General features: G+C 57.6%; 20 protein-coding genes. 10 read left to right on the forward strand and 10 right to left on the reverse strand.

What is annotated here, in order from left to right; genetic code table 11:
- Positions 1–3: 3 nt before the first annotated feature.
- Together trmH and recG are read left to right on the forward strand one after the other, a co-directional pair.
- Positions 4–699, forward strand: coding sequence for a tRNA (guanosine(18)-2'-O)-methyltransferase TrmH (trmH, locus tag K7H94_RS18305; protein ID WP_058759437.1), 696 nt, complete (start codon positions 4–6; stop codon positions 697–699).
- Positions 696–2,774: an ATP-dependent DNA helicase RecG gene (gene recG, locus K7H94_RS18310; RefSeq protein WP_059011671.1), complete on the forward strand. Its 2,079-nt coding sequence runs from the start codon at positions 696–698 to the stop codon at positions 2,772–2,774. Before trmH ends, recG begins: the two co-directional genes overlap by 4 nt.
- Here recG and K7H94_RS18315 read toward each other — a convergent pair.
- A complete protein-coding gene (locus K7H94_RS18315; protein ID WP_222951446.1) occupies positions 2,771–3,256 on the reverse strand; it encodes a MarR family winged helix-turn-helix transcriptional regulator in 486 nt (161 codons plus the stop codon). The two genes, recG and K7H94_RS18315, sit on opposite strands and share 4 nt — an antisense overlap.
- A 69-nt stretch (positions 3,257–3,325) precedes the next feature.
- Between K7H94_RS18315 and K7H94_RS18320 the strand changes: the two genes are divergently transcribed.
- From K7H94_RS18320 to K7H94_RS18330, 3 genes are all read left to right on the forward strand, one after another.
- A complete protein-coding gene (locus tag K7H94_RS18320; RefSeq protein WP_215800506.1) occupies positions 3,326–4,261 on the forward strand; it encodes a quinone oxidoreductase family protein in 936 nt (311 codons plus the stop codon).
- A 90-nt stretch (positions 4,262–4,351) separates the two neighbouring features.
- Positions 4,352–5,740, forward strand: coding sequence for a nucleobase:cation symporter-2 family protein (locus K7H94_RS18325; RefSeq protein ID WP_104094268.1), 1,389 nt, complete (start codon positions 4,352–4,354; stop codon positions 5,738–5,740).
- 122 nt (positions 5,741–5,862) lie between these two features.
- Positions 5,863–7,542, forward strand: a complete 1,680-nt coding sequence (locus K7H94_RS18330) for an AsmA family protein (protein WP_058775530.1) — start codon at positions 5,863–5,865, stop codon at positions 7,540–7,542.
- Positions 7,543–7,744: 202 nt separating this feature from the next.
- Here the strand turns inward: K7H94_RS18330 and fabY are convergent, their stop codons facing one another.
- The 5 genes from fabY to typA all read right to left on the reverse strand — a co-directional run bounded on the left by fabY (position 7,745) and on the right by typA (position 12,659).
- A complete protein-coding gene (fabY, locus tag K7H94_RS18335) occupies positions 7,745–8,692 on the reverse strand; it encodes a fatty acid biosynthesis protein FabY (RefSeq protein ID WP_021507112.1) in 948 nt (315 codons plus the stop codon).
- Positions 8,693–8,751: 59 nt separating this feature from the next.
- Positions 8,752–9,189 carry a D-aminoacyl-tRNA deacylase gene (dtd, locus tag K7H94_RS18340; RefSeq protein WP_021507113.1) on the reverse strand — a complete coding sequence of 146 codons (438 nt, stop codon included), beginning with the start codon at positions 9,187–9,189 and terminating at the stop codon, positions 8,752–8,754.
- The gene (locus K7H94_RS18345; protein WP_222951447.1) at positions 9,186–10,052 is read right to left on the reverse strand and encodes a virulence factor BrkB family protein; all 867 of its coding nucleotides are present in this window, start codon (positions 10,050–10,052) and stop codon (positions 9,186–9,188) included. Before K7H94_RS18345 ends, dtd begins: the two co-directional genes overlap by 4 nt.
- Positions 10,053–10,058: 6 nt before the next feature.
- Complete coding sequence (gene yihX, locus K7H94_RS18350; protein WP_215800508.1) at positions 10,059–10,655, reverse strand: glucose-1-phosphatase; 597 nt, start codon at positions 10,653–10,655, stop codon at positions 10,059–10,061.
- A 183-nt stretch (positions 10,656–10,838) separates the two neighbouring features.
- A complete protein-coding gene (typA, locus tag K7H94_RS18355; protein WP_058771001.1) occupies positions 10,839–12,659 on the reverse strand; it encodes a ribosome-dependent GTPase TypA in 1,821 nt (606 codons plus the stop codon).
- Between the two features lie 440 nt (positions 12,660–13,099).
- Here typA and glnA point away from each other — a divergent pair, with 440 nt between their 5' ends.
- The 4 genes from glnA (at position 13,100) to K7H94_RS18375 (ending at position 17,406) form a co-directional block, all read left to right on the forward strand.
- Positions 13,100–14,509, forward strand: coding sequence for a glutamate--ammonia ligase (gene glnA / locus K7H94_RS18360; RefSeq protein WP_031279641.1), 1,410 nt, complete (start codon positions 13,100–13,102; stop codon positions 14,507–14,509).
- Between the two features lie 198 nt (positions 14,510–14,707).
- Entirely contained in the window at positions 14,708–15,757 is a 1,050-nt protein-coding gene (glnL, locus tag K7H94_RS18365; RefSeq protein ID WP_021507118.1) for a nitrogen regulation protein NR(II), read from the forward strand.
- 7 nt (positions 15,758–15,764) lie between these two features.
- Positions 15,765–17,174 carry a nitrogen regulation protein NR(I) gene (glnG, locus tag K7H94_RS18370; RefSeq protein ID WP_031279642.1) on the forward strand — a complete coding sequence of 470 codons (1,410 nt, stop codon included), beginning with the start codon at positions 15,765–15,767 and terminating at the stop codon, positions 17,172–17,174.
- 106 nt (positions 17,175–17,280) lie between these two features.
- The gene (locus tag K7H94_RS18375) at positions 17,281–17,406 is read left to right on the forward strand and encodes a YshB family small membrane protein (protein ID WP_021507120.1); all 126 of its coding nucleotides are present in this window, start codon (positions 17,281–17,283) and stop codon (positions 17,404–17,406) included.
- A gap of 29 nt (positions 17,407–17,435) precedes the next feature.
- Here K7H94_RS18375 and hemN read toward each other — a convergent pair whose 3' ends face one another.
- Positions 17,436–18,809, reverse strand: coding sequence for an oxygen-independent coproporphyrinogen III oxidase (gene hemN, locus K7H94_RS18380; protein WP_222951448.1), 1,374 nt, complete (start codon positions 18,807–18,809; stop codon positions 17,436–17,438).
- A gap of 237 nt (positions 18,810–19,046) precedes the next feature.
- Complete coding sequence (yihI, locus tag K7H94_RS18385; RefSeq protein ID WP_222951449.1) at positions 19,047–19,565, reverse strand: Der GTPase-activating protein YihI; 519 nt, start codon at positions 19,563–19,565, stop codon at positions 19,047–19,049.
- A gap of 555 nt (positions 19,566–20,120) precedes the next feature.
- Between yihI and yihA the strand changes: the two genes are divergently transcribed.
- Positions 20,121–20,762: a ribosome biogenesis GTP-binding protein YihA/YsxC gene (gene yihA, locus K7H94_RS18390; RefSeq protein WP_222951450.1), complete on the forward strand. Its 642-nt coding sequence runs from the start codon at positions 20,121–20,123 to the stop codon at positions 20,760–20,762.
- A gap of 87 nt (positions 20,763–20,849) precedes the next feature.
- Here yihA and spfP read toward each other — a convergent pair whose 3' ends face one another.
- A complete protein-coding gene (spfP, locus tag K7H94_RS23365; protein ID WP_071892919.1) occupies positions 20,850–20,897 on the reverse strand; it encodes a small protein SpfP in 48 nt (15 codons plus the stop codon).
- Positions 20,898–21,172: 275 nt separating this feature from the next.
- Complete coding sequence (polA, locus tag K7H94_RS18395) at positions 21,173–23,962, reverse strand: DNA polymerase I (RefSeq protein WP_059011683.1); 2,790 nt, start codon at positions 23,960–23,962, stop codon at positions 21,173–21,175.
- Between the last annotated feature and the right edge of the window lie 314 nt (positions 23,963–24,276).

The raw sequence follows: 24,276 nt of genomic DNA on the forward strand, positions 1-24,276 counted from the left end.
TGCATGAACGCTCAACGTTTTGCTCGTATCCAGGAGATGCTGGCCATGCGCCAGCACGATCTCACCGTCTGCATGGAGCAGGTGCATAAGCCGCACAATGTCTCTGCGGTGATCCGCACCGCCGACGCCGTCGGCATCCACGAAGTGCACGCGGTATGGCCCAGCGTGCGTATGCGCACCATGGTGTCCGCGTCGGCGGGCAGTAACAGTTGGGTGAAGGTGAAAACCCATCGCCACATTGCTGATGCGGTGCGCCATCTGAAAGATCGCGGCATGCAGGTGCTGGCGACCCATCTGTCAGACAAAGCGGTCGATTTCCGCGAGATTGATTACACCAAACCGACCTGTATTTTGATGGGCCAGGAGAAAACCGGCATCACCGCTGAAGCGCTGGCGCTGGCCGACCGCGATATCATCATTCCGATGGTCGGTATGGTGCAGTCGCTGAATGTCTCCGTGGCCTCCGCGCTGATTCTGTATGAAGCCCAGCGCCAGCGGCAAAACGCCGGCATGTATCGCCGCCAGCATAGCCTGCTGGACGAGGATGAGCAGCAGCGCCTGCTGTTTGAGGGCGGTTATCCGGTGCTGGCGCGCGTAGCGAAGCAGAAAGGCCTGCCCTATCCGCACATCAACGCGCAGGGCGAAGTCGAAGCCGATGCCGCCTGGTGGGCCACCATGCAAGCGACGGGTAAAAAATGAAAGGCCGTCTGCTGGATGCCATTCCGCTCAGTACCCTGACCGGCGTCGGCGCCAGCCAGGCGGGTAAGCTGGCGAAACTCGGCCTGTTTACTATTCAGGATCTGCTGCTGCATCTGCCGCTGCGCTACGAAGACCGCACCCAGCTGTACAAAATTAACGATCTGCTGCCCGGCATCTGGGCGACAGTGGAAGGTGAAGTGCTGCACAGCGAAATCACCTTTGGCCGCCGCCGCATGCTGGTATGCCAGATCAGCGACGGCAGCGGCGTGCTGACCATGCGCTTCTTCAATTTCAACGCCGGCATGAAAAACAGCCTGGCTCCGGGCCGTCGCGTCACCGCTTATGGCGAGATCAAACGCGGTCAGCGCGGCGCCGAAATCATTCATCCGGAGTATCGCGTCCAGGGCGAGCTGGGTGGCGTTGAGCTGCAGGAAACCCTGACGCCGGTCTATCCCACCACCGAAGGTATTCGCCAGGCCACGCTGCGCAATCTCACCGATCAGGCACTGACGCTGCTGGAGAGCTGCCCGATTGCCGAGCTGCTGCCGCCGGAATTGAGCGGCGGTCTGATCAGCCTGCCGGAGGCGCTGCGCACCCTGCACCGGCCGCCGCCGGACCTGCGCCTGAGCGAGCTGGAAACCGGCCGTCATCCGGCGCAGAAGCGTCTGATCCTCGAAGAGCTGCTGGCGCACAATCTCAGCATGCTGGCGGTACGCGCCGGCGCGCAGCGCCATCACGCCCTGCCCATGCCGGCACGCCACGAACTGGTGGATAAACTGCTGGCCGCGCTGCCATTCTCCCCCACCGCGGCGCAGCGGCGCGTGGTTGCAGAGATTGAGCGCGATCTGGCGCACGACTTCCCGATGATGCGCCTGGTGCAGGGTGATGTCGGCTCCGGTAAAACGCTGGTGGCTGCGCTGGCGGCGCTGAATGTGATCGCCCACGGCAAGCAGGTAGCGCTGATGGCGCCGACCGAACTGCTGGCAGAACAGCACGCCAGTAATTTCCGCCAGTGGTTTGCGCCGCTTGGCGTGGAAGTTGGCTGGCTGGCAGGAAAGCAGAAAGGGAAAGCGCGCGAAGCGCAACAGGAGGCGATTGCCAGCGGTCAGGTGGCGATGGTGGTGGGCACGCACGCGCTGTTCCAGGAACAGGTGAAATTCAACGGTATGGCGCTGGTGATCATTGATGAGCAGCACCGTTTCGGCGTGCATCAGCGGCTGGCGCTGTGGGAAAAAGGCGAAGAGCAGGGTTTCCATCCGCATCAGCTGATCATGACCGCCACCCCGATTCCGCGCACCCTGGCGATGACGGCCTACGCCGATCTCGATACCTCAACCATTGACGAGCTGCCGCCGGGCCGTACGCCGGTGACCACGGTGGCAATTCCCGATACCCGCCGCAGCGACATCATCACCCGGGTGCAAAGCGCCTGCCACGAGGGCCGTCAGGCCTATTGGGTGTGTACGCTGATCGATGAATCCGACGTGCTGGAAGCGCAGGCGGCGGAAGCCACCTGGCAGGAGCTGAAAGTGGCGCTGCCGGACCTGCAGGTTGGTCTGGTACACGGGCGTATGAAGCCAGCGGAGAAACAGGCGGTAATGGCGGCATTCAAGGCCAACGAAATCCAGCTGCTGGTGGCCACCACGGTGATTGAGGTTGGCGTGGATGTGCCCAACGCCAGCCTGATGATCATCGAAAACCCGGAACGACTTGGTCTGGCGCAGCTGCATCAGCTGCGCGGACGCGTTGGCCGCGGTGCCGTCGCCTCACACTGCGTGCTGCTGTACAAAGCGCCGCTGAGTAAAACCGCGCAGAAACGCCTGCAGGTGCTGCGCGACAGTAACGACGGTTTTGTCATCGCCCAGCACGATCTGGAAATTCGCGGTCCGGGTGAATTGCTCGGCACGCGCCAGACCGGCAACGCCGAGTTTAAAGTTGCCGATTTACTGCGCGATCAAAGCATGATTCCGGAAGTTCAGCGCGTGGCGCGCCATATCCACCAGCATTATCCTGAACAGGCTCAGGCGCTGATCGAGCGCTGGCTGCCGGAAACCGAGCGCTACAGCCACGCTTAATCCAGCTGCGGCTGTCGATCCACCGCCATAAAATCGCCGACGAAGCGCTGTAACAGGCGCGTTAACTCAGCGCGCTCTTCAATTGGCCAGTCAGCGAACAGCTGCTGATAGATCTGGGTGCGCGCCGCGTCGATTTTGTCCGTCATCGCTTTTCCCGCTGCCGTGATCACCGCCTCATTGACCCGCTTGTCTCTGGCATTTTTCTGCCGCTGCGCCAGCCCCAGCTCTTCCAGCTTCGCCACCTGGCGGCTGACGGTGGTGTAATCGCGCCCGGCGCGATCGGCCAGCTCGACCACGCCGAGGGGACCAAAGCGGCCAATCTGGATCAGCAACGGAAACAGGGCGCGATCCAGCTGGATACCGGACTCTTTTATCAGTAATTCATCACGTTGCGGACGATTAAAGGTGCCGACGATCATCAGCAGCGCATTGTGCAAATCATCGAAGCTGGCATTATTATGTGTATTTTGCACACTTTTCATTGACGTCATCCCAGAGCAGGCCTAATGTGTGCATATTACACATATTATCCGATGAACTGAAGGTGAAACATGAAAGCAGCCATTGTCAGTGCCGCAGGTGAGAAACCGGTATGGGGCGATTTCCCGCCACCGCAGGCCGATGAACAGCATGTGGTGGTGACGGTGAAGGCCGCCGCCATCAGCCAGCTGGCGAAAGCGCGGGCCGCCGGCGCCCATTACAGCGCCGGTAGCCACTATCCGTTTATCGCCGGTATTGATGGCACCGGCACGCTGAGCAACGGCGATCCGGTCTATTTTCTCGCCTTTAGCGCACCGTGGGGCAGTATGGCGCAGCAGACCCGGGTGCCGGCTGCAGCGGTGGTTGCGCTGCCGCCGACGCTTGATCCGCTGCTGGCTGCGGCAATCGCCAATCCCGGCATGTCCTCGTGGGCCGCACTGACGCGTCGCGCGCAGTTTCAGGCGGGTGAAACCGTGCTGATCAACGGCGCAACCGGCACCTCCGGCGGGCTGGCGGTGCGTATTGCGCGTCACCTCGGTGCCGGGAAAATCATCGCCACCGGCCGTAACCGCGCGGTGCTGGAGCAGCTGCGCACGCAGGGCGCGGATATCATCCTGACGCTGGATGAACTGCCCGGCGCGCTGCCAGCGCTGATGCAGCAGGGCATTGATGTGGTGCTGGATTATCTGTGGGGCCAGAGTGCGCTCGACATCATGCATGCGGCCGTGGCCGGCGGTGAGAAAACGGTGCGCTTCGTGCAGATTGGGTCGCTCAGCGGGCAGGAGATCGCACTGCACAGTAAACTGCTGCGCTCATCCGGGCTGACGCTGATGGGCAGCGGACTGGGCAGCGTATCTGACAGCGAACTGATCGCCTGTATTGGTGAGATGCTGAACGCCGCCGCTGAAAGTGACTTCTCCATCGCTTTTCAGCAGCGTCCGCTGAGTGAGGTAGAGCAGGCGTGGCAGCAGGATGACAGCCGCTGCCGCACCGTGTTTACGCTCTAGATCAATCACAACCAAAAGGGGTACTGCAAACGATTGCTTTCACAACGCAACCGTTTAAAATCGCCCCTTTGTTGTTATTGAGAAGCCACCATGTCCGTCAATACTGCTGAATCCCGCCAGCCTGCCACTGCGCCAGGCGAGAGCAAAAGTGAACTGATTTACCGTCTTGAAGATCGTCCGCCGCTGCCGCAAACGCTGTTTGCTGCCTGCCAGCATCTGCTGGCGATGTTTGTGGCGGTGATTACCCCGGCACTGCTGATATGCCAGGCGCTCGGCTTACCGGCGCAGGATACGCAGCACATCATCAGCATGTCGCTGTTTGCTTCGGGCGTGGCGTCCATTCTGCAAATTAAAACCTGGGGACCGGTGGGTTCTGGCCTGCTGTCGATTCAGGGCACCAGCTTTAACTTTGTCACGCCACTGATCATGGGCGGTATGGCGCTGAAAAACGGCGGCGCCGATGTGCCGACCATGATGGCAGCGCTGTTTGGTACCCTGATGGTGGCTTCCTGTACCGAGATGTTGCTGTCACGCGTGCTGCACCTCGCGCGCCGCATCATCACGCCGCTGGTGTCCGGCATTGTGGTGATGATTATCGGTCTGTCGCTGATTCAGGTCGGCCTGACCTCGATTGGCGGAGGCTTCGCCGCCATGAACGATCACAGCTTTGGTGCGCCGAAAAATCTGCTGCTGGCCGGTGCCGTGCTGCTGGTCATCATCCTGCTCAACCGTCAGCGCAACCCTTATCTGCGCGTCGCGTCGCTGGTGATCGCCATGGCGGTGGGTTATGCGCTGGCCTGGGCGCTGGATATGCTGCCCGCTACCTCTGCACCCACCAACCAGGCGCTGCTGGCCGTGCCGTCGCCGCTCTATTACGGCCTGGGTTTTGACTGGAATCTGCTAATTCCGCTAATGCTGGTGTTTATGGTGACCTCGCTGGAAACCATCGGCGATATTACCGCCACCTCCGATGTCTCCGAACAGCCGGTCAGCGGTCCGCTGTATATGAAGCGTCTGAAAGGCGGCGTACTGGCCAATGGTCTCAACTCGTTTGTGTCGGCGCTGTTCAACACCTTCCCTAACTCCTGCTTTGGTCAGAACAACGGGGTGATTCAGCTGACCGGCGTGGCCAGCCGCTACGTGGGCTTTGTGGTGGCGCTGATGCTGATCGTACTCGGCCTGTTCCCGGCGGTGAGCGGCTTTGTGCAGCATATTCCGGAACCGGTACTGGGCGGTGCCACCATCGTGATGTTTGGTACCATTGCCGCTTCCGGCGTGCGCATCGTGTCGCGCGAACCGCTCAATCGCCGCGCCATTATGATCATCGCGCTGTCGCTGGCGGTGGGCCTTGGCGTATCGCAACAGCCGCTGATCCTGCAATTTGCCCCGGACTGGCTGAAAACCCTGCTGTCATCCGGCATCGCCGCCGGGGGTATCACCGCTATCGTGCTTAACCTCGTCTTTCCACAGGAAAAGTAATGCTGCTGGCAGGCTACGGCCTGCCTGTTATTTATCCGCTTTTTCATCCAGGCTGTTGAGCTGTAACGGTAATTCAGGCATAACAACCACTCACCGGATAAATATCGGGATGGATGGATGCGATGAAATTTTTAGGCAAGTTTTTCCTTACCTTGTTACTGCTGATTCTGCTGGCGCTGGTGGTTCTCTATGTGCTGCTGCAAACCCAGTGGGGCGCAGGCTGGTTTAGCCGTTGGGTAAGCGATAAAACCGCCTGGCATTTGTCGCTGAGTAAGATTGAGCACAACTTCTCCTCGCCTTCCCACATCATCCTGGATGACTTCAGCTTCGGCCACGACGGCCAGCCGGCGGTACTGGTGGCGAAGCGCGTCGATCTCGGTCTGGCACTGGTGCAGTTCAGCGATCCGCTGCATTTCGACAGCATTGAAGTGCGCGACGGCGACATCAACCTCGCTAACCAGTCACCACAAACCACGCTGCCGATTCAGGCCAACCGGCTGCAGCTCAATAATGTGCAGATCGAAAGCCCGCACAGCGCCCTGCCGCTGGCGGCGCAGCGGGTCAACGGCGGCATTGTGCCGTGGAAGCCCACGCCTGACGATATGCTGGGCAGCGATGCGCAGTTCCAGATGAGCGCAGGTGCCATGACGCTGGACGGCGTCGCCGGTAACAACGTGCTGCTGCAGGGCAATATCGCCAAACGCCGGCTGGTGCTGAGCAATATCGGCGCCGATCTGGCGCGCGGCTCAATGACCGGACGTGCCGAGCGCGACGCGCAGGGTAACTGGCAAATCAACCAGCTGCGTCTTAACGATATCCGCCTGCAAACTCAGCAGAGCCTGAGCGAGTTCCTCAGTCCGCTGCGTGACGTGCCTTCGGTGAGCATCAACCGGCTGGATATGACCGATGCGCGCCTGCAGGGCCCGGACTGGGCGGTGACCGATCTCGATCTGACCCTGAAGAACATTACACTGCGCGGCGATGACTGGCAGAGCGACGACGGTTCGCTGGCCATGAACGCCGGCAACTTTATTAACGGCAGCTTTGAACTCAACGATCCGATCGTCAACGCCGAATTCTCACCGCAGGGCATTCAGCTGACGCAGTTCAGCTCACGCTGGGTCAACGGCGTGATTCGCGCCAGCGGCAGCTGGACGCGCAGCGATAAGCGCCTGACGCTTGACGATTTAGCCATTGCCGGCCTGGAATACACGCTGCCGCAAAACTGGCGCGATCGCTGGCAGCAGACGCTGCCGGGCTGGCTGGATAGCGTGCTGGTGAAGCGTGCGACGGCTAACCGTAACCTGGTGATTGATATCAATCCGGCCTTCCCGTTCCAGATGACCGCGCTCGACGGTAATGCAGAAAATCTGCTGCTGGCGCGCCAGCATCAATGGGGCATCTGGGCGGGCAAAGCCAGCTTTAACGCGGCGGAAGCCACCTTTAACCGCACCGATTTGCGCCATCCGTCGATTAGCCTGAACGCCAGCGATCGGCAGATTGAGGTCAGCGAGATGAGCGCCTTTAACGGTAGCGGATTACTGGAAGGCACGGCAACCGCAGGACAGGAAGCACAGCGTCCGTTTACGCTGAACCTGAAAGGCCAGGCGGTACCGGCAAACGTGCTGCAAAACTGGGGCTGGCCTGCGCTGCCGCTGAGCGGTAGCAGTAATTTGCAGCTGCAGCTGAAGGGTTCGCTCAGCGCGGACGCCCCGCTGCGTACCAGCGCAGAAGGCAGTTTGTCGGTGACGACGGATACGCAGTCGCTGCAGCAGACGATGCGTGGCGGGCAGGTGCAGTGATTGCATGATCGATCGCGCTAAAAAGCGCGATGCGGGCGAGTCAGGCCATCGCCAATCGCACAATTCTTGTAGCGGCGCGATTTATCGCGCAATAAATTGCGCCGCTACCAAAAATGCAACTGTTGTTGAATGCATTTGAATCTTAGCTGGCAAGCATTACGCCATGCAGAGTGACCCTGTGGTTTTGTTGCGCGCTGCGTGGTTAATTAATGCGCGCGCCTGAACCGCCCTCTTCCAGCGGTCCGTCGGGATCGGCGGGTAACACGATGTAGACACCTTCAAACACCGCGCCCAGCTCATCATCCCCAAACAGCTCCACCTCCATTTGTACGCGTGCTTTTCGTCCGCGCGCCAGCCGGTCGAGATCGCCGCTCAGCGAGCCGAGATCGGCGATGGCGCCGGGCCGTCCGCTGATGGGTTTGCTGTAGCGAATATGTGCATCGGCCAGAATGATGGTGCCACCGAGATGGCGTTCGCGCAGCAGCAGCCAGATCAATCCCCAGCCGGTGAGCGTGGCGAGTGAAAACAGGCTGCCGGCAAACAGCGTGTGGTGCGGGTTCTGGTTGCCGGCTTCCGGCATGGTGGTAACAAACTTCTGCCCGGTATACTGCAGAATGCGCACGCCCATCTTTTCGCTCAGCGGGATGTGTTCGTACCACGCCTGCTGCAGCTGTCCACACCAGTCGGCGCGATGCAGAATATCATCCAGCGTCACCACCGGTTTAATCATCAGGAAGTGACGCACCGGCGTGGTTTGCGGTGCGGTAATTTCGCCCTGATTGACAAAGCCGAGCTTGGCAAAGAACTCCACCGCATCCTCGCGCGCGCTACAGGTGACGCGTTTGGCCCCTTCCTGGCGCGCCACCGACTCCAGCGTCATCGCCACCAGCGTACCCAGCCCTTTGCCCTGCACCGACGGATGCACCGCCAGAAAGCGGATCGCCGCTTCATTTTCCGCATTGATATACAGCCGGCCTACCGCTACCGGTTTGCCGTGCTCATCCACCACCATCTGGTGATGCGCCAGCGCATCCCAGGCATCACGTTCTGAGCCCTGCGGCTGGCGCAGCGGCTTCCGTAACATTTCCCAGCGGAACTGGTAATACATATCCAGCTCTTCCGCCGTTTGCGGTACGCGAAGATGATACATAAAGTGATTCTCTCGTTCGGAGCTTGCGTGGCTGATCCCTTGCCGCTCGGCTAAAAATCTCACACCTGTAACCAGAAGGTCACCGGACCATCGTTAATCAGCGAAACCTGCATATTGGCGGCGAAGCGCCCGTTGGCGGTGGTGACGCCCAGCGCCCGGCAGCGATCGCTGAAGTCGTGATAGAGGCGCTCGGCTTCCGCTGGATGCGCGCCGCCAGAAAAAGAGGGACGCATGCCTTTTTGCGTGTCGGCCGCCAGGGTGAATTGCGAAACCACCAGCACGCTACCGCCTGTCTGCTGTACGCTGAGGTTCATTTTGTCGTTCTCATCGCCAAAAATGCGGTAGCCCAGCACTTTCTCCGCCAGGCGCTGTGATTTCTGCTCATCATCGCCCTTTTCCACCCCCAGCAGCACCAGCAGACCGGCGCCAATTTCGCCCACCGTGGCGTTATCCACGCTGACGCTGGCGCGCGTCACACGCTGAATCAAAGCAATCATGTTTCCTCTCGTTCTTTATCGCGTTCCTGCTGTTTTAACTGGCGATAGTCATCCAGCGTGACGGTCACTTCCGCGCCTAACAACACAATACACCAGGTCCAGTAAACCCACAGAAACAGGATGGGGATCACCGCTAGCACGCCGTAAATTAACTGATACGAAGGAAACATCGTAACATAGAGCGCGAAGCCTTTTTTGCCCAGCTCGAACAGCAGACCCGCGACCACCGCACCTATCAACGCATCGCGTCCCGGCACGCGCCGCGTCGGCACAATGCTGTACAGCAGCCAGAAGGCGAGAATCGACAAAACCAGCGGGAAGATGCGCAGCGCCTGATCGATCAGGCTGGTGACGCCGGTCACGTTCACCCAGCGCAGCGACAGCAGATAGGAGCTGATAGCCAGACTGGCACCGGCCAGCAGCGGTCCCAGCGTCAGAATCATCCAGTAGACCGCAAAGGAGTAAACCATCGGGCGCGGCTTGTCGCTGCGCCAGATGGCGTTGAGTGCGCTGTCGACCGAGTGCATCAGCAGCAGCGCAGTGACAATCAGCCCGACCGCCCCCACCGCCGTCATTTTGTTGACGTTGGCGACAAACTGATCGAGATAGCGCTGAATCACATCCCCGGCGGCCGGCATGAAGTTAGTGAAGATGAAGTTCTTCAGTTGCACGCTGATGTCGGAGAACACCGGGAAGGCGGCAAACAGCGCGAATACCACGGCAATCAGCGGCACCAGCGCCAGCAGCGACACGTAGGCCAGATTACCGGCCTGCATGGTCATGTTGTCTTCATCGATGCGGCGCCACAGCAGTTTGATCCACAGGAAAAACGCATGCGCCGAGTGGCGCAGATGAGTTCGCATGGTCACTCAGCGACGGCTCGCAAACCAGTCAGGCACAGTTTTCGCATCTTCGACCAGCACGCTCTCAATGCCCAGCGCGCGCGCCGCATCAACATTGGCCTGGTTGTCATCAAAGAATACCGCCTGATCGGCGGTGAAGCCTTCATGCTCCAGTACGTAGTGCCAGATGCGCGCTTCTGGTTTGCGCATGCCGATATCCTGCGACATATAGATGTGGTCGGCAGCCTGCTGCACTTCCGGATACTGCGTTGGCCAGAACTCGAAATGCAGCTGGTTGGTGTTAGACATAATCACCACGCGCTCGCCGCTGGCGCGCAGCTGGTTCATGATCGCCAGCGTTTCCGGACGCACGCCGACAAACACCGCCTGCCAGCCAGCGGTAAACTGCGGATAGCTCAGGGCAATATCGAGCTGGTCACACAGCCGCGCGGCAAACTCCGGGTCGCTGATTTCGCCCCGCTCGTGCTGCTCGAAGGTCTCGTCCATGCGAAAACGGCTCTGCAGCGTGGCAAGCGGCACGCGTCCCAGATCGCTCCAGACGCCGAGTACCCGATTGAAATCGATATCAACAATCACATTGCCTAAATCAAAGATGTACAGCATGACACCTCTCCTCTACGTTCCCTGGATCATTCACTCTAGCGGTAAAAGGCAAGCCTGAACAGGTACGCTTAGGGGAAATCCGCATTCCGCAAGCGGGGTCTGATTTCGTGCGGGTCGCGCTGCCTCAGACGGCAGGCAAAAAAAAGCCCCGCGGGTGCGGGGCTCATTATCAGACGATTTCGCTTACTCTTTGCTGCCGCGAGACGCGCGTTTGCGATCGTTCTCGGTCAGGTGGCGTTTACGAATACGTACTGACTGCGGCGTCACTTCTACCAGTTCGTCGTCATCGATGAACTCGATAGCCTGCTCCAGCGTCATTTTCTGCGGTGGTACCAGGGTGGTCGCTTCGTCAGTACCTGACGCACGCATGTTGGTCAGTTTCTTACCGGTCAGGCAGTTTACGGTCAGGTCGTTAGAACGGCTGTGAATACCGATGATCTGGCCTTCATACACTTCCGCACCGTGACCGAGGAACAGCTTACCGCGATCCTGCAGGCCGAACAGGGCGAAGGCAACCGCTTTACCCTGACCGTTGGAGATCAGCACGCCGTTCTGACGCTGGCCCACTTCGCCCGGACGCACGTCGTCGTAGTGGCTGAAGGTGGAGTACAGCAGACCGGTACCGGAAGTCATGGTCATGAATTCGTTACGGAAGCCGATCAGACCACGGCTTGGGATCACGTAGTCGAGACGTACGCGGCCTTTACCATCCGGATCCATGTTTTTCAGGTCGCCTTTACGCTCACCCATCGCCTGCATCACTGAACCCTGATGGGTTTCTTCGATGTCGAGGGTAACGTTTTCGAATGGCTCCTGCTTGCGGCCTTCGAATTCACGGTAGATAACTTTCGGACGGGATACCGCCAGCTCGTAGCCTTCACGACGCATATTCTCGATCAGAACTGACAGATGCAGCTCACCACGACCGGATACGCGGAATGCATCAGCATCTTCAGTTTCTTCTACGCGCAGCGCTACGTTGTGCACCAGCTCTTTGTTCAGACGCTCAAGGATCTGACGCGACGTCACAAACTTACCTTCTTTACCACAGAACGGTGAGGTGTTGACGTTGAAGAACATGGTTACGGTTGGCTCATCCACGCTCAGCGCCGGCAGCGCTTCCACATTCTGCGTGTCGCAGATGGTGTCGGAGATGTTCAGCTCGCCCAGACCGGTGATAGCGATGATGTCGCCCGCTTCAGCCAGGTCGGATTCAATACGCTCCAGACCCAGATGGCCCAGCACTTTACCGACTTTCGCGTTACGGGTTTTCCCTTCGCTGTCGATTACAGTAACCTGCTGGTTTGGCTTCACTTTACCGCGCTTGATGCGGCCGATACCGATTACGCCGAGGTAGTTGTTGTAGTCCAGCTGCGAGATCTGCATCTGCAGTGGGGCTTCAACTTCAACCTGCGGTGGAGAAACGTGGTCGACGATGGCCTGATACAGCGGGGTCATGTCGTCAGCCATGTCGGTGTGATCCAGACCGGCGATACCATTCAGCGCAGACGCATAAATGATCGGGAAATCGAGCTGCTCGTCAGTCGCGTCGAGGTTGACGAACAGGTCAAATACCTGGTCAACAACCCAATCCGGACGCGCGCCAGGACGGTCAACTTTGTTGATGACTACAATCGGCTTCAAACCGTGGGCAAAGGCTTTCTTGGTTACGAAGCGGGTTTGCGGCATAGGGCCATCCATCGCGTCTACAACCAGCAGCACCGAATCCACCATGGACATGACGCGCTCAACTTCACCACCGAAGTCGGCGTGTCCCGGGGTATCAACGATGTTGATACGGTAGTCGTTCCATTTGATGGCGGTGTTTTTCGCGAGGATGGTAATCCCACGCTCTTTCTCCAAATCGTTGGAGTCCATCACGCGCTCAGTCGCTTCGGTACGGGCATCAAAAGTACCGGACTGTTGCAGCAGTTTGTCAACCAGGGTGGTCTTACCATGGTCAACGTGCGCGATGATGGCGATGTTACGCAAATTTTCGATCACAGCTTTGCCTCAGGCATTATAGAAATAACGCGGTATTGTACACGGATTAAGCGAAAGACTGAACATGATCACAGTTTTCGCCGAAAGATTCTCGCAGTGCGCGTTTTTAGCACCAATAACGGTGCATTAAGCTGCACTTTGATGGCGCTTTGCACCATTTAAGTGCTTACCCCTAAACTGACGGCACTATTTTGGTGCATTCCATCCACGCTGGTGCAGCCGTCGTCTCACCGCAGGGCGCATCACAGCGCCATTTTCACCATTGTAATAAAGTTGGCACAGAATTCGCTTTATATCTTTTAAGCGAAAACGACAGTTGCACAACGGTTGAAGAGCTTGCCGAGATCTTGGTCAGGGGTGGTCAGTAGTCGTGACACATTCCCGGCAACAGAAGTTCTCTCACCACGACGACAAAATGACCATTTCCAGGAGAGTTGAGTATGTCCGCTGAACACGTTCTCTCGATGATGAACGAGCACGAAGTTAAGTTTGTTGACCTGCGTTTTACCGATACTAAAGGTAAAGAACAGCACGTTACTATCCCTGCTCACCAGGTTAACGCTGACTTCTTCGAAGAAGGCAAAATGTTCGATGGCTCTTCCATCGGCGGCTGGAAAGGCATTAACGAATCAGACATGGTGCTGATGCCGGATGCAACAACTGCCGTAATGGATCCGTTCTTCGAAGATCCGACGCTCATCATCCGCTGTGACATTCTCGAGCCAGGCACGCTGCAGGGCTACGATCGCGACCCGCGCTCCATTGCCAAGCGCGCAGAAGAGTTCCTGCGTTCTTCCGGCATCGCCGACACCGTACTGTTCGGACCTGAGCCAGAGTTCTTCCTGTTTGACGACATCCGTTTCGGCTCTTCAACTTCCGGCTCACACGTGGCTATCGACGACATCGAAGCAGCCTGGAACACCGGTAAAGAGTACGAAGGCGGTAACAAAGGTCACCGTCCAGGTCTGAAAGGCGGCTACTTCCCGGTGCCACCGGTTGACTCTTCACAGGACATCCGTTCTGCCATGTGTCTGACCATGGAGCAGATGGGTCTGGTGGTTGAAGCGCATCACCACGAAGTGGCAACCGCGGGTCAGAACGAAGTGGCTACCCGCTTCAACACCATGACCAAGAAAGCTGACGAAATTCAGATCTACAAATATGTCGTGCACAACGTCGCGCACGCCTACGGCAAAACGGCGACCTTTATGCCGAAGCCGATGTTTGGCGACAACGGTTCCGGTATGCACTGCCACATGTCACTGTCTAAAGGCGGCGTAAACCTGTTCTCTGGCGACAAATACGGCGGCCTGTCTGAAACTGCCCTGTTCTACATCGGCGGTATCATCAAGCACGCTAAAGCCATCAACGCCCTGGCAAACCCGACCACCAACTCATACAAGCGTCTGGTCCCAGGCTACGAAGCACCGGTAATGCTGGCTTACTCAGCACGTAACCGTTCTGCCTCTATCCGTATCCCGGTGGTGGCCAGCCCGAAAGCACGTCGTATCGAAGCGCGCTTCCCGGATCCAGCGGCTAACCCATACCTGGCGTTCACCGCACTGCTGATGGCCGGCCTCGACGGCGTGATCAACAAGATCCACCCTGGCGATGCGATGGACAAAAACCTGTACGACCTGCCGCCGGAAGAAGAAGCTGAGATTCCAAAAGTGGCCGGTTCACTGGAAGAAGCGCTGAATGCACTGAACGAAGACCGCGAGTTCCTGACCCGTGGCGGCGTGTTCACCGACGACGCTATCGATGCTTACATCGAACTGCGTAAAGCTGACAACGACCGCGTACGCATGACGCCGCACCCGGTTGAGTTCGAACTGTACTACAGCGTTTAATCCTTAAAAGATTCGCGCAGATGCACCGTAGCCGCCATCGCCGCGACGGTGCTAATCATGGCGCTGAAGATTTTTTGTTGCCGTGGAAACTTTAGCCCATCTCCGGATGGGCTTTTTTCACCGCGAATTCATCGTTCGACGGATAGATTTGCGTCCCCAAAGGCTATAATGCACTAATTTAGTGCAGAGGAACGCTGTATGGCAACTGGCACGCTGCCCGACGCGGGGCAGATTCTCAACTCCCTGATCAACAGTATTTTGCTGGTCGATAACGATCTGGTTATCCACTACGCCAACCCGGCGGCCCAGCAGTTACTGGCGCAAAGCTCACGAAAATTGTTCGGCACGCCCTTACCGGAACTTACCGGCTATTTTTCGCTGAACATTGAGGTAATGAGCGAGAGTTTAGGGGCAGGCCAGGGCTTTACCGATAGCGAAGTCACGTTAGTGGTGGATGGCCGCGCACACATTATGTCGCTCACGGCACAGCGTCTACCCGACGGATTTATTCTGCTGGAAATGGCGCCGATGGATAATCAGCGCCGTCTCAGCCAGGAGCAGATTCAGCACGCCCAGCAGGTTGCCGCGCGCGATCTGGTACGCGGCCTGGCGCACGAAATTAAAAACCCGCTCGGCGGATTGCGCGGCGCGGCACAGCTGTTATCGCGCGCCCTGCCCGATCCGGCGCTGAATGAATATACCAAAGTGATTATTGAGCAGGCCGACCGGCTGCGTAACCTGGTCGACCGCCTGCTGGGTCCGCAGCAGCCCGGACTGCACGTGACCCAGAGCATCCATCAGGTGGCTGAACGTGTGGTTAACCTGGTGTCGATGGAGCTGCCGGAAAACGTCTCGCTGGTGCGTGATTATGACCCCAGCCTGCCGGAGCTGCCGCACGACCCGGACCAGATTGAGCAGGTGCTGCTCAACGTGGTGCGTAACGCGCTGCAGGCGCTGGGCGAAGCGGGCGGCACCATTGTCATCCGCACCCGTACCGCGTTTCAGCTGACGTTACACGGCACGCGTTACCGGCTGGTGGCGCGTATCGACATTGAAGATGATGGCCCGGGCATTCCGGCCCAGCTGCAGGATACGCTGTTCTATCCGATGGTCAGCGGACGCGAAGGCGGCACCGGTTTAGGTCTCTCTATCGCCCGCAGCCTGATCGATCAGCATTCGGGAAAAATTGAATTTAACAGTTGGCCAGGCCACACCGAATTCTCGGTTTACCTGCCTATTCGCCAGTGAGGTTTCTATGCAACGAGGGATAGTCTGGATCGTCGATGACGATAGCTCCATCCGCTGGGTGCTTGAACGTGCGCTCACTGGAGCCGGTTTAAGCTGCGCCACCTTTGACAGCGGCAACGAGGTGCTGGATGCGCTCTCGACCAAAACCCCGGACGTATTATTGTCGGATATTCGTATGCCAGGCATGGATGGTCTGGCGCTGCTGAAGCAGATCAAACAGCGTCATCCGATGTTGCCGGTCATCATTATGACCGCGCATTCGGACCTCGACGCGGCGGTCAGCGCTTATCAGCAGGGCGCGTTTGATTACCTGCCTAAGCCGTTTGATATTGATGAAGCGGTCGCACTGGTAGAGCGCGCCATCAGTCACTATCAGGAGCAGCAGCAGCCGCGCAATCAGCCGGTAAGCGGCCCGACCACCGACATCATCGGCGAAGCGCCGGCGATGCAGGATGTCTTCCGCATCATCGGCCGTCTGTCGCGTTCGTCGATCAGCGTGCTGATCAACGGCGAGTCCGGTACCGGTAAAGAGCTGGTCGCGCATGCGCTGCATCGCCACAGCCCGCGCGCCAAATCCCCGTTTATCGCGCTGAATATGGCGGCGATCCCGAAGGATTTGATCGAATCGGAGCTGTTTGGCCACGAGAAAGGCGCGTTTACCGGCGCGAACCAGATTCGTCAGGGCCGCTTTGAGCAGGCCGATGGCGGCACGCTGTTTCTCGACGAAATCGGCGATATGCCGCTTGATGTACAGACGCGCCTGCTGCGCGTGCTGGCCGATGGCCAGTTCTATCGTGTTGGCGGCTATGCGCCGGTCAAAGTGGATGTGCGCATCATCGCCGCTACCCACCAGAATCTGGAGCTGCGCGTGCAGGAGGGCAAATTCCGTGAGGACCTGTTCCACCGCCTCAACGTGATTCGCGTGCATCTGCCGCCGCTGCGTGAACGTCGCGAGGATATTCCGCGTCTGGCGCGGTACTTCCTGCAGGTCGCAGCGCGTGAGCTGGGCGTGGAAGCGAAAATTCTGCACCCAGAGACCGAAGCCGCGCTGACGCGACTGCACTGGTCGGGTAACGTGCGTCAGCTGGAGAACACCTGCCGCTGGCTGACGGTGATGGCCGCGGGCCAGGAAGTGCTGATTCAGGATCTGCCGCCGGAGCTGTTTGAGTCGAGTACGCCGGAAAATCCGGTGCAGTCGCTGCCGGACAGCTGGGCAACGCTGCTGGCGCAGTGGGCAGACCGCGCGCTGCGTTCCGGTCATCAAAACCTGCTGTCAGAAGCACAGCCGGAGATGGAGCGTACGCTGCTGACCACTGCGCTGCGTCATACGCAGGGCCACAAGCAGGAAGCGGCACGTTTACTGGGCTGGGGCCGCAATACGCTCACGCGTAAACTGAAAGAACTGGGCATGGAATAACGCGGAAAAGTGTAAAAGGGTTATTTATTGCACACTTTCTGCGCGTAACATCTGTACAGACCGGTGCCGTTCAGTATCATACGGGCGGCAATCGGGAGAGGCTAACATGTTGCAATCTGTCATCCAGCTGATCGCGCATAACGTGGCGGCAATCGGTAATGCTGTGACTCACTCACCGCAAACCGCGCTGGCCGCCGTGGTTTGCGCCATCAGCGTCAGTCTGTTCAGTTAACATAAAGGGAGCGCTGGCTCCCTTTATGCTTAAATTACCCGCGAAAATTGCTGCATGCGCGCTTTCTGCCGCAGATAGCGGTCAAAGCACATGCAGATGTTGCGAATCAGCAGACGGCCAATGCCGGTGACCTGCAGCCGGCGCTCACCTATCTCAAGCAAGCCGTCGGCCACCAGCGGCGCCAGCAGCGCTAAATCCTCAGAAAAATAGCGTTCAAACACCACTGGCCACCGGGCTTCGATGTCGGCAAAATCCAGCGCAAAGTTACAGATCAGCGCTTTAATTACATCCCGCCGCAGACAATCATCCTCGCTCAGGGTTAAACCGCGCCACAGCGCATGGCCCTGCTGCTCAACGCTGGCATACCAGGCTTTTAACTCTTTCTGATTCTGCGCATAGCTGTCGCCCAGCATGCTGATGGCCGAAACCCCCAGTCCGAGCAGTTCGGTTTCGCCCTGCGTGGTATAACCCTGGAAATTGCGATGCAGTACGCCGGCGCGCTGCGCCACCGCCAGTTCATCATCCGGTTTGGCAAAATGGTCCATGCCAATAAACTGGTATCCCGCATCGGTCAGCGTCGCGATGGTTTGCTGCAGGATTTGCAGCTTCTGCGCCGCCGTCGGCAGCTCCTCATCTTTGATTTTGCGCTGAGCGGCAAACAGCGCAGGCATGTGCGCATAGTTGAAGACGCTAAGGCGATCCGGATTGAGCGCAATCACCCGCTGCAGCGTAAAGGCAAAGCTCTCTGGCGTCTGCAGCGGCAGGCCGTAGATTAAATCCAGACTGACTGAGCGGAATCCCTGCGCGCGGGCACGCTGCACCAGGGCGAAAATGGTCTCTTCATCCTGAACGCGGTTGACCCGCTCCTGCACCGCCTTGTTGAAATCCTGCACGCCCATGCTCAGGCGATTGAAGCCCTCTGCGCGCAGATGATCGATCATCTCCAGCTCAATTTCACGCGGATCGACTTCGATCGACATCTCAACGTCGTCAGCGATGTCGAAATGGCTGCGCAGCAGCGCCACCAGCCGGCTGACCTGCTGCTGATTAAGGAAGGTGGGCGTGCCGCCGCCCCAATGCAGCTGCGTAACGCGACGGCCGGCAAACAGCGGTGCGCGCTGACGAATCTCCTGCGCCAGAACCTCCAGATAGCGATCGGCCTTGTGCAGCTGGCGCGTCACGATTTTATTGCAGCCGCAGAAGTAACACAGACGATGGCAGAACGGGATATGCACATACAGCGACAGGGCGCGCTCGGGATAGCGCTCAACCGCGCGCTGAAAATCGCACGCGCCAAAGCTTTCACTGAATTCCAGCGCGGTGGGATAGGAGGTGTAACGCGGACCGGCGTAATTGTATTTTTCGATAAGCCGCTGATCCCACTCAATCTGCTGCGATGACATGCTCACTCCTTACGGTGACGTCGTCTGAGGGCGGGTCGCGTGGCAGAAGAGGAGACGAAGCGCTGGGCGGAACGCCGCCGTAAGCGCGATTTCAGCCGCGACAGGCGGCGTAGTTTAAACAATAACCACAGCAGATAACATGTCAGCAGCAGCGCTAAAATTGATCCAGGCCAAAACATAGGTGAATACCTGTTTAGCGCGGCATGCGCAAAGCCGCATGCCGATCAAAAATGGCGGTTAGTGGCCCTTAAGCAGGCGCATCATATCCTCTTCTGCCTGCTCATCTTCGGCGTCGTCGTCCAGCGCAATGCCCAGCGTTTCCATCAGCTCGTCGATGCGATCCAGCGTCTCATCCAGCCACGCCTGATCTTCTGCGCTCAGGGTTTCGCCGCTCTCAAGGCGATCGAGCAGCGTGTCGAGACGCTCATCGTTCTCCAGCTTCGCCAGCTCTTCCTGCGGCGTCAGACGCACTTTTTCGGCTTTGGGCTTTGGCTTCGCCACTTTCTTCTCGGGCAGGGTTTTGCCGTCCGCCACCAGCGCGACCGGCTTTTTGCTGCCCACGCGCGGATCGGCGCTCTTTTTGCTGTGCCCTTTACCGGCGCTTTGCGTTTCCGGGTTGGCGCGGCTGCCGGATTTGTGGCCGCTGTGCTTTTTATCGCGCTTGCGATCGCGGGCTTCCTGGTTCAGTTCTTCACGCGATTTGCGTTTCGCTTTAGCAGCAAGTTTGCCACGCTGGGCTGGTGCAGGTTGCTTCATGTGTTCGGTCTCGGCGATGCCTGGTGAGTTCAGTATAGAATTGCGGCGAAATCTAGCAGAAAGATGACAAAGAAAAAAGGCGATAGCCTGTGCTATCGCCTTATTTCGCACCTTCATATGAAGGAAACACGCGTCAAATCCTTTACGGCTCACAACGTCCCGGTTGCTCCATCGCCACATCGCTCCTGCGAGTAATCCCTGTCCCTGTCCGATTCCTGCCTGAATCGCTCTCCTGCCATGCTCGCGGTCATCCCCGACGCTCCTGAGCTCATCATCCTGATGGGTGCTGCCGTGCACTGACAACAAATGTAGACCAAACAGTAAATTGAACAAGTGAGACTTGTCTCTAATTTAGAGCGGTCTTTTTCATATTTAGCGTAAGACCATGAAAATAAACAGTAATATAATGAATGAATGTTGCATGAATCCGTCATCACTGGTAGCTGTTAGCGGCGATCTCTTACAAAATGGCGCGTTAAGACGCCTGTCGGGCACTTTTGCGCCATAACAGGTATAATCAGCGCCATTGCCCGATCATTCTGCTGGAGTTTTACATTGTCTGCTTTGAACTATCACGTCACCCATTTCATGCTCAGCGCGCCGGATATTCGTCATCTACCGGCGGATACGGGCATTGAAGTTGCCTTTGCCGGGCGCTCAAATGCAGGCAAATCCAGCGCGCTGAATACCCTGACCAACCAGAAAAGCCTGGCGCGTACCAGTAAAACACCAGGCCGCACGCAGCTGATTAACCTGTTTGAAGTGGTGGAAGGCAAACGCCTGGTGGATTTACCAGGTTACGGTTATGCGGAAGTCCCGGAAGAGATGAAGCGTAAATGGCAGCGCGCGCTGGGTGAATATTTGCAGAAACGTCAGGCCCTGAAAGGACTGGTGGTGCTGATGGATATCCGCCATCCGCTTAAAGATCTCGATCAGCAAATGGTTGAATGGGCGGTGCAGAGCGGTATTCCGGTTTTGATTCTGCTGACTAAAGCCGACAAGCTGGCTTCCGGTGCCCGTAAAGCGCAGTTGAACATGGTGCGTGAGGCATCGCTGGCATTTATGGGCGATGTCCAGGTCGAGATGTTCTCATCGCTAAAAAAACTGGGCGTCGATAAGCTGCGTCAGAAACTTGATACCTGGTTTAGCGAGCTGACTCCGGCGCAGGAAGGCGACGGTGAAGCGCTGTCAGAATAGCGCCAGAGCGGGCCTTTGCGTCCGCTTTTTTTCAGAAAAAGCCCAATAAAAAACGCCCCAGTCATAAATGACTGGGGCGGCTAATATTCAGCCAAATCCGATTACGTGAAGTAAAAGGTCTGAAAGATAGAACATCTTACCTCTGTACCCTACGCGATGAACTTTACCCGATTTTTTCTGACCAACAAAGGGTTTTTTGTTGTTAAGTTTCAGAATTCGACATCTTTTTTACCAGCTTCGTCACATTTTCGCGCAGGGCATGTAGTTTAATTACCAAAAAAATGCTTAGCCGATAAGCAGTTACTTAACCTGTATTTTACCGGCAGTTTTGATGACCGGCTGAACCGATTAAGTAAACTTTTTTCTTATGACGCTACCCGCCACCAGCATCTGTGGCGGGCAGCAGGCCCTTAGTGCGCCTGATCCCAGTTATCGCCGGTTCCCACTTCAACCTGCAGCGGTACATCCAGCTTCATGCTGTTCTCCATCAGTTCGCGGATCGTCTGGCTGGCACCTGCGACGGCATCTTTGTGGATCTCAAATACCAGTTCATCGTGTACCTGCATGATCATTTTCACCTCGTCACTGTTCTGCTGCAGCAGCCAGCCGTCAACGGCGATCATGGCACGTTTGATGATGTCCGCTGCGGTGCCCTGCATCGGTGCGTTGATCGCCGCACGTTCGGCAGCTTTACGGCGAATGGCATTGCTGGAGTTGATGTCCGGCAGCCACAGACGACGACCATCCAGCGTCTCGACGTATCCCTTATCCGCGGCTTGCGCGCGCGTCGCTTCCATATAACGCAGCACGCCCGGATAGCGCTCAAAGTAGAGATCCATGTACTTCTTCGCTTCGCCGGCACCAATGTTCAGCTGACGCGACAAACCAAATGCGCTCATGCCATAAATCAGTCCGAAGTTGATTGCTTTCGCACTGCGGCGCTGCTCACCGGAAACCTTGCTCAGCGCCACACCAAACACTTCAGACGCCGTGGCGCGGTGGATATCCTCACCCTGCGCAAACGCATCCAGCAGGCCTTTGTCCTGCGACAGGTGCGCCATAATTCGCAGCTCAATCTGCGAATAGTCGGCAGCCACGATGCGCTTATCCGCGCCCGCAATAAACGCCTGACGGATGCGCCGTCCCTCTTCGTTGCGCACCGGAATGTTTTGCAGGTTCGGGTCGGTCGAGGAGAGTCGTCCGGTGGCCGTCACCGCCTGGTGATAAGAGGTGTGTACCCGGCCGGTGATCGGATTGATCATCTGCGGCAGCTTATCGGTGTAAGTGGATTTCAGCTTTGACAGGCCGCGATGCTCAAGAATCACTTTCGGCAGCGGATAGTCGAGCGCCAGCTCAGCCAGCACTTCTTCACTGGTCGATGGCGCGCCGCCCGGCGTTTTCTTCGTCGGCTTAATCCCCTGCTTCTCAAACAGAATGGTTTGCAGCTGTTTGGTGGAGGAGAGGTTGAAAGGCTCGCCGGCCAGCTCGTGCGCCTTCTGCTCCAGCTCGGCCAGACGCGTGGTCAGCTCCTGCGAATGTTTCGCGAGGATGTTCTGATCGATCAGCACACCGTTGCGCTCTACGCGGGAAATGACCGTCACCAGCGGCATCTCAATCGCCTCGAATACCTGTTTCGGACCAGCTTCCTGCTCCAGCTTCGGCCACATCTGCAAGTGCAGCTGCAGCGTGACGTCAGCGTCTTCTGCCGCATAGTGCGCCGCCTGCTCAAGCGCGATCTGATTGAAGGTGAGCTGATTTTTACCTTTACCGGCGATTTCTTCGAAAGTGACGGTTTTGTGGTTAAGCCAGCGGGCCGCCAGGCTGTCCATGTCATGCTTGCCGCCGACGCTGTTCAGGCAGTAAGACTCCAGCATGGTGTCGAATTTGATGCCGTTCAGCTCAATATCGTAATTTTTCAGCACGCCACGATCGTACTTCAGATTCTGCCCGACCTTCGCTGCTTTACTGTCCTCCAGCAGCGGTTTCAGCTGCTTCAGCACCGCGGCGCGATCCAGCTGCGGTGGCGCGTCAAGATAGTCATGCGCCACCGGCAGGTAAGCGGCCTCGCCCGGTGCCACGGCGAAGGCAATGCCGACAATATTGGCGCTCAGGGTATCCAGCGAATCGGTTTCCAGGTCAAAAGCAAACACGTCGGCGCTTTGCAGTTTTTTCAGCCAGTCGGCAAAGGTCGCCTCGTCGAGGATGGTGACATAGCCGTCGGATGACAGCACGCTGACCGTTTCCGCTGCGGCCACGACGGGTTCATCCGGCAACGATTTCTGCGCCTGGCTATTACTCTTTTTACCCTGCAGCCATTTTCCTTCCTGCAGATCGGCTAGCCAGCGTTTGAATTCATAGCGGCTGAACAGCGTCTGCAATGCTTCAACGTCAGGCTCGTTAACCGTCAGCTGCTCGCAGGCCAGCTCCAGTTCCACATCGGTTTTGATGGTCGCCAGCTGGTAGGAGAGAAACGCCACATCGCGATTCTGCTCCAGCTTCGCCGCCATGGTTTTTGCTCCACGGAAGGAGAGCCCGGCCACTTTATCAAGGTTGTCGTAGATGGATTGCATGCCGCCCAGCCCCTGCAGCAGCGCCTGTGCGGTTTTCTCGCCCACGCCCGGTACGCCCGGGATGTTGTCCGAGCTGTCGCCCATCATGGCGAGGAAATCGATAATCAGCGAAGGCGGTACTCCGTATTTCTGCTCGACTTCTTCCGGACCGAGCACGGTGTTGGTCATGGTGTTAATCAGAGTAATGCCCGGCGTCACCAGCTGCGCCATGTCTTTATCGCCGGTGCTGATCAGCACCGCACGCCCCTGCTTTTCCGCTTCCAGCGCCAGCGTGCCAATCACGTCATCGGCTTCCACGCCGGACACCGCCAGCAGCGGCAGCCCCATGGCTTTTACCATTTCATGCAGCGGCGCGATTTGCGCGCGTAAATCGTCCGGCATCGGTGGACGATGCGATTTGTAATTTTCAAACAGCTCATCGCGGAACGTTTTGCCTTTGGCATCGAAGACCACAGCCACATGGCTGGGTTGATACTGCATCAGCAGGCTTTTCAGCATGTTGAGCACACCATACATGGCGCCGGTTGGCTCACCCGCACTGTTGGTCAGCGGCGGAAAGGCATGATATGCACGGTAGAGGTAGGAAGAGCCATCTACCAGAATCAGGGGATTTTCTGCAATTTGCGCCATAGGTTTGTATTTTCTTCGTTGCGATAATCAGGGTTATAAGGATGCCACAACCAGCGAACAATGTTGAAGTAACAGCAGAAAGTGAGGATCTTTTTCGCGGTTACGCGGCGCGGATCGCAAGGATCATCTTGTGGATAACTTTGTGCGTAAAATTCATAACGTATTGTTATTTACGTTAATTGCAATCATTTTACGGTTAAAATTCTTTTACAATCAGTCAGTTATAATCTTGCCGTGATACGAAACACCTTTTTAAAAAGGCGATCGTCTATGTGGATATTAAGCGAAAGGGTAATCAAAAAACGCTGGCGGTA

This window comes from Pantoea dispersa (genome assembly GCF_019890955.1).
Taxonomy (GTDB): Bacteria; Pseudomonadota; Gammaproteobacteria; order Enterobacterales; family Enterobacteriaceae; genus Pantoea; species Pantoea dispersa.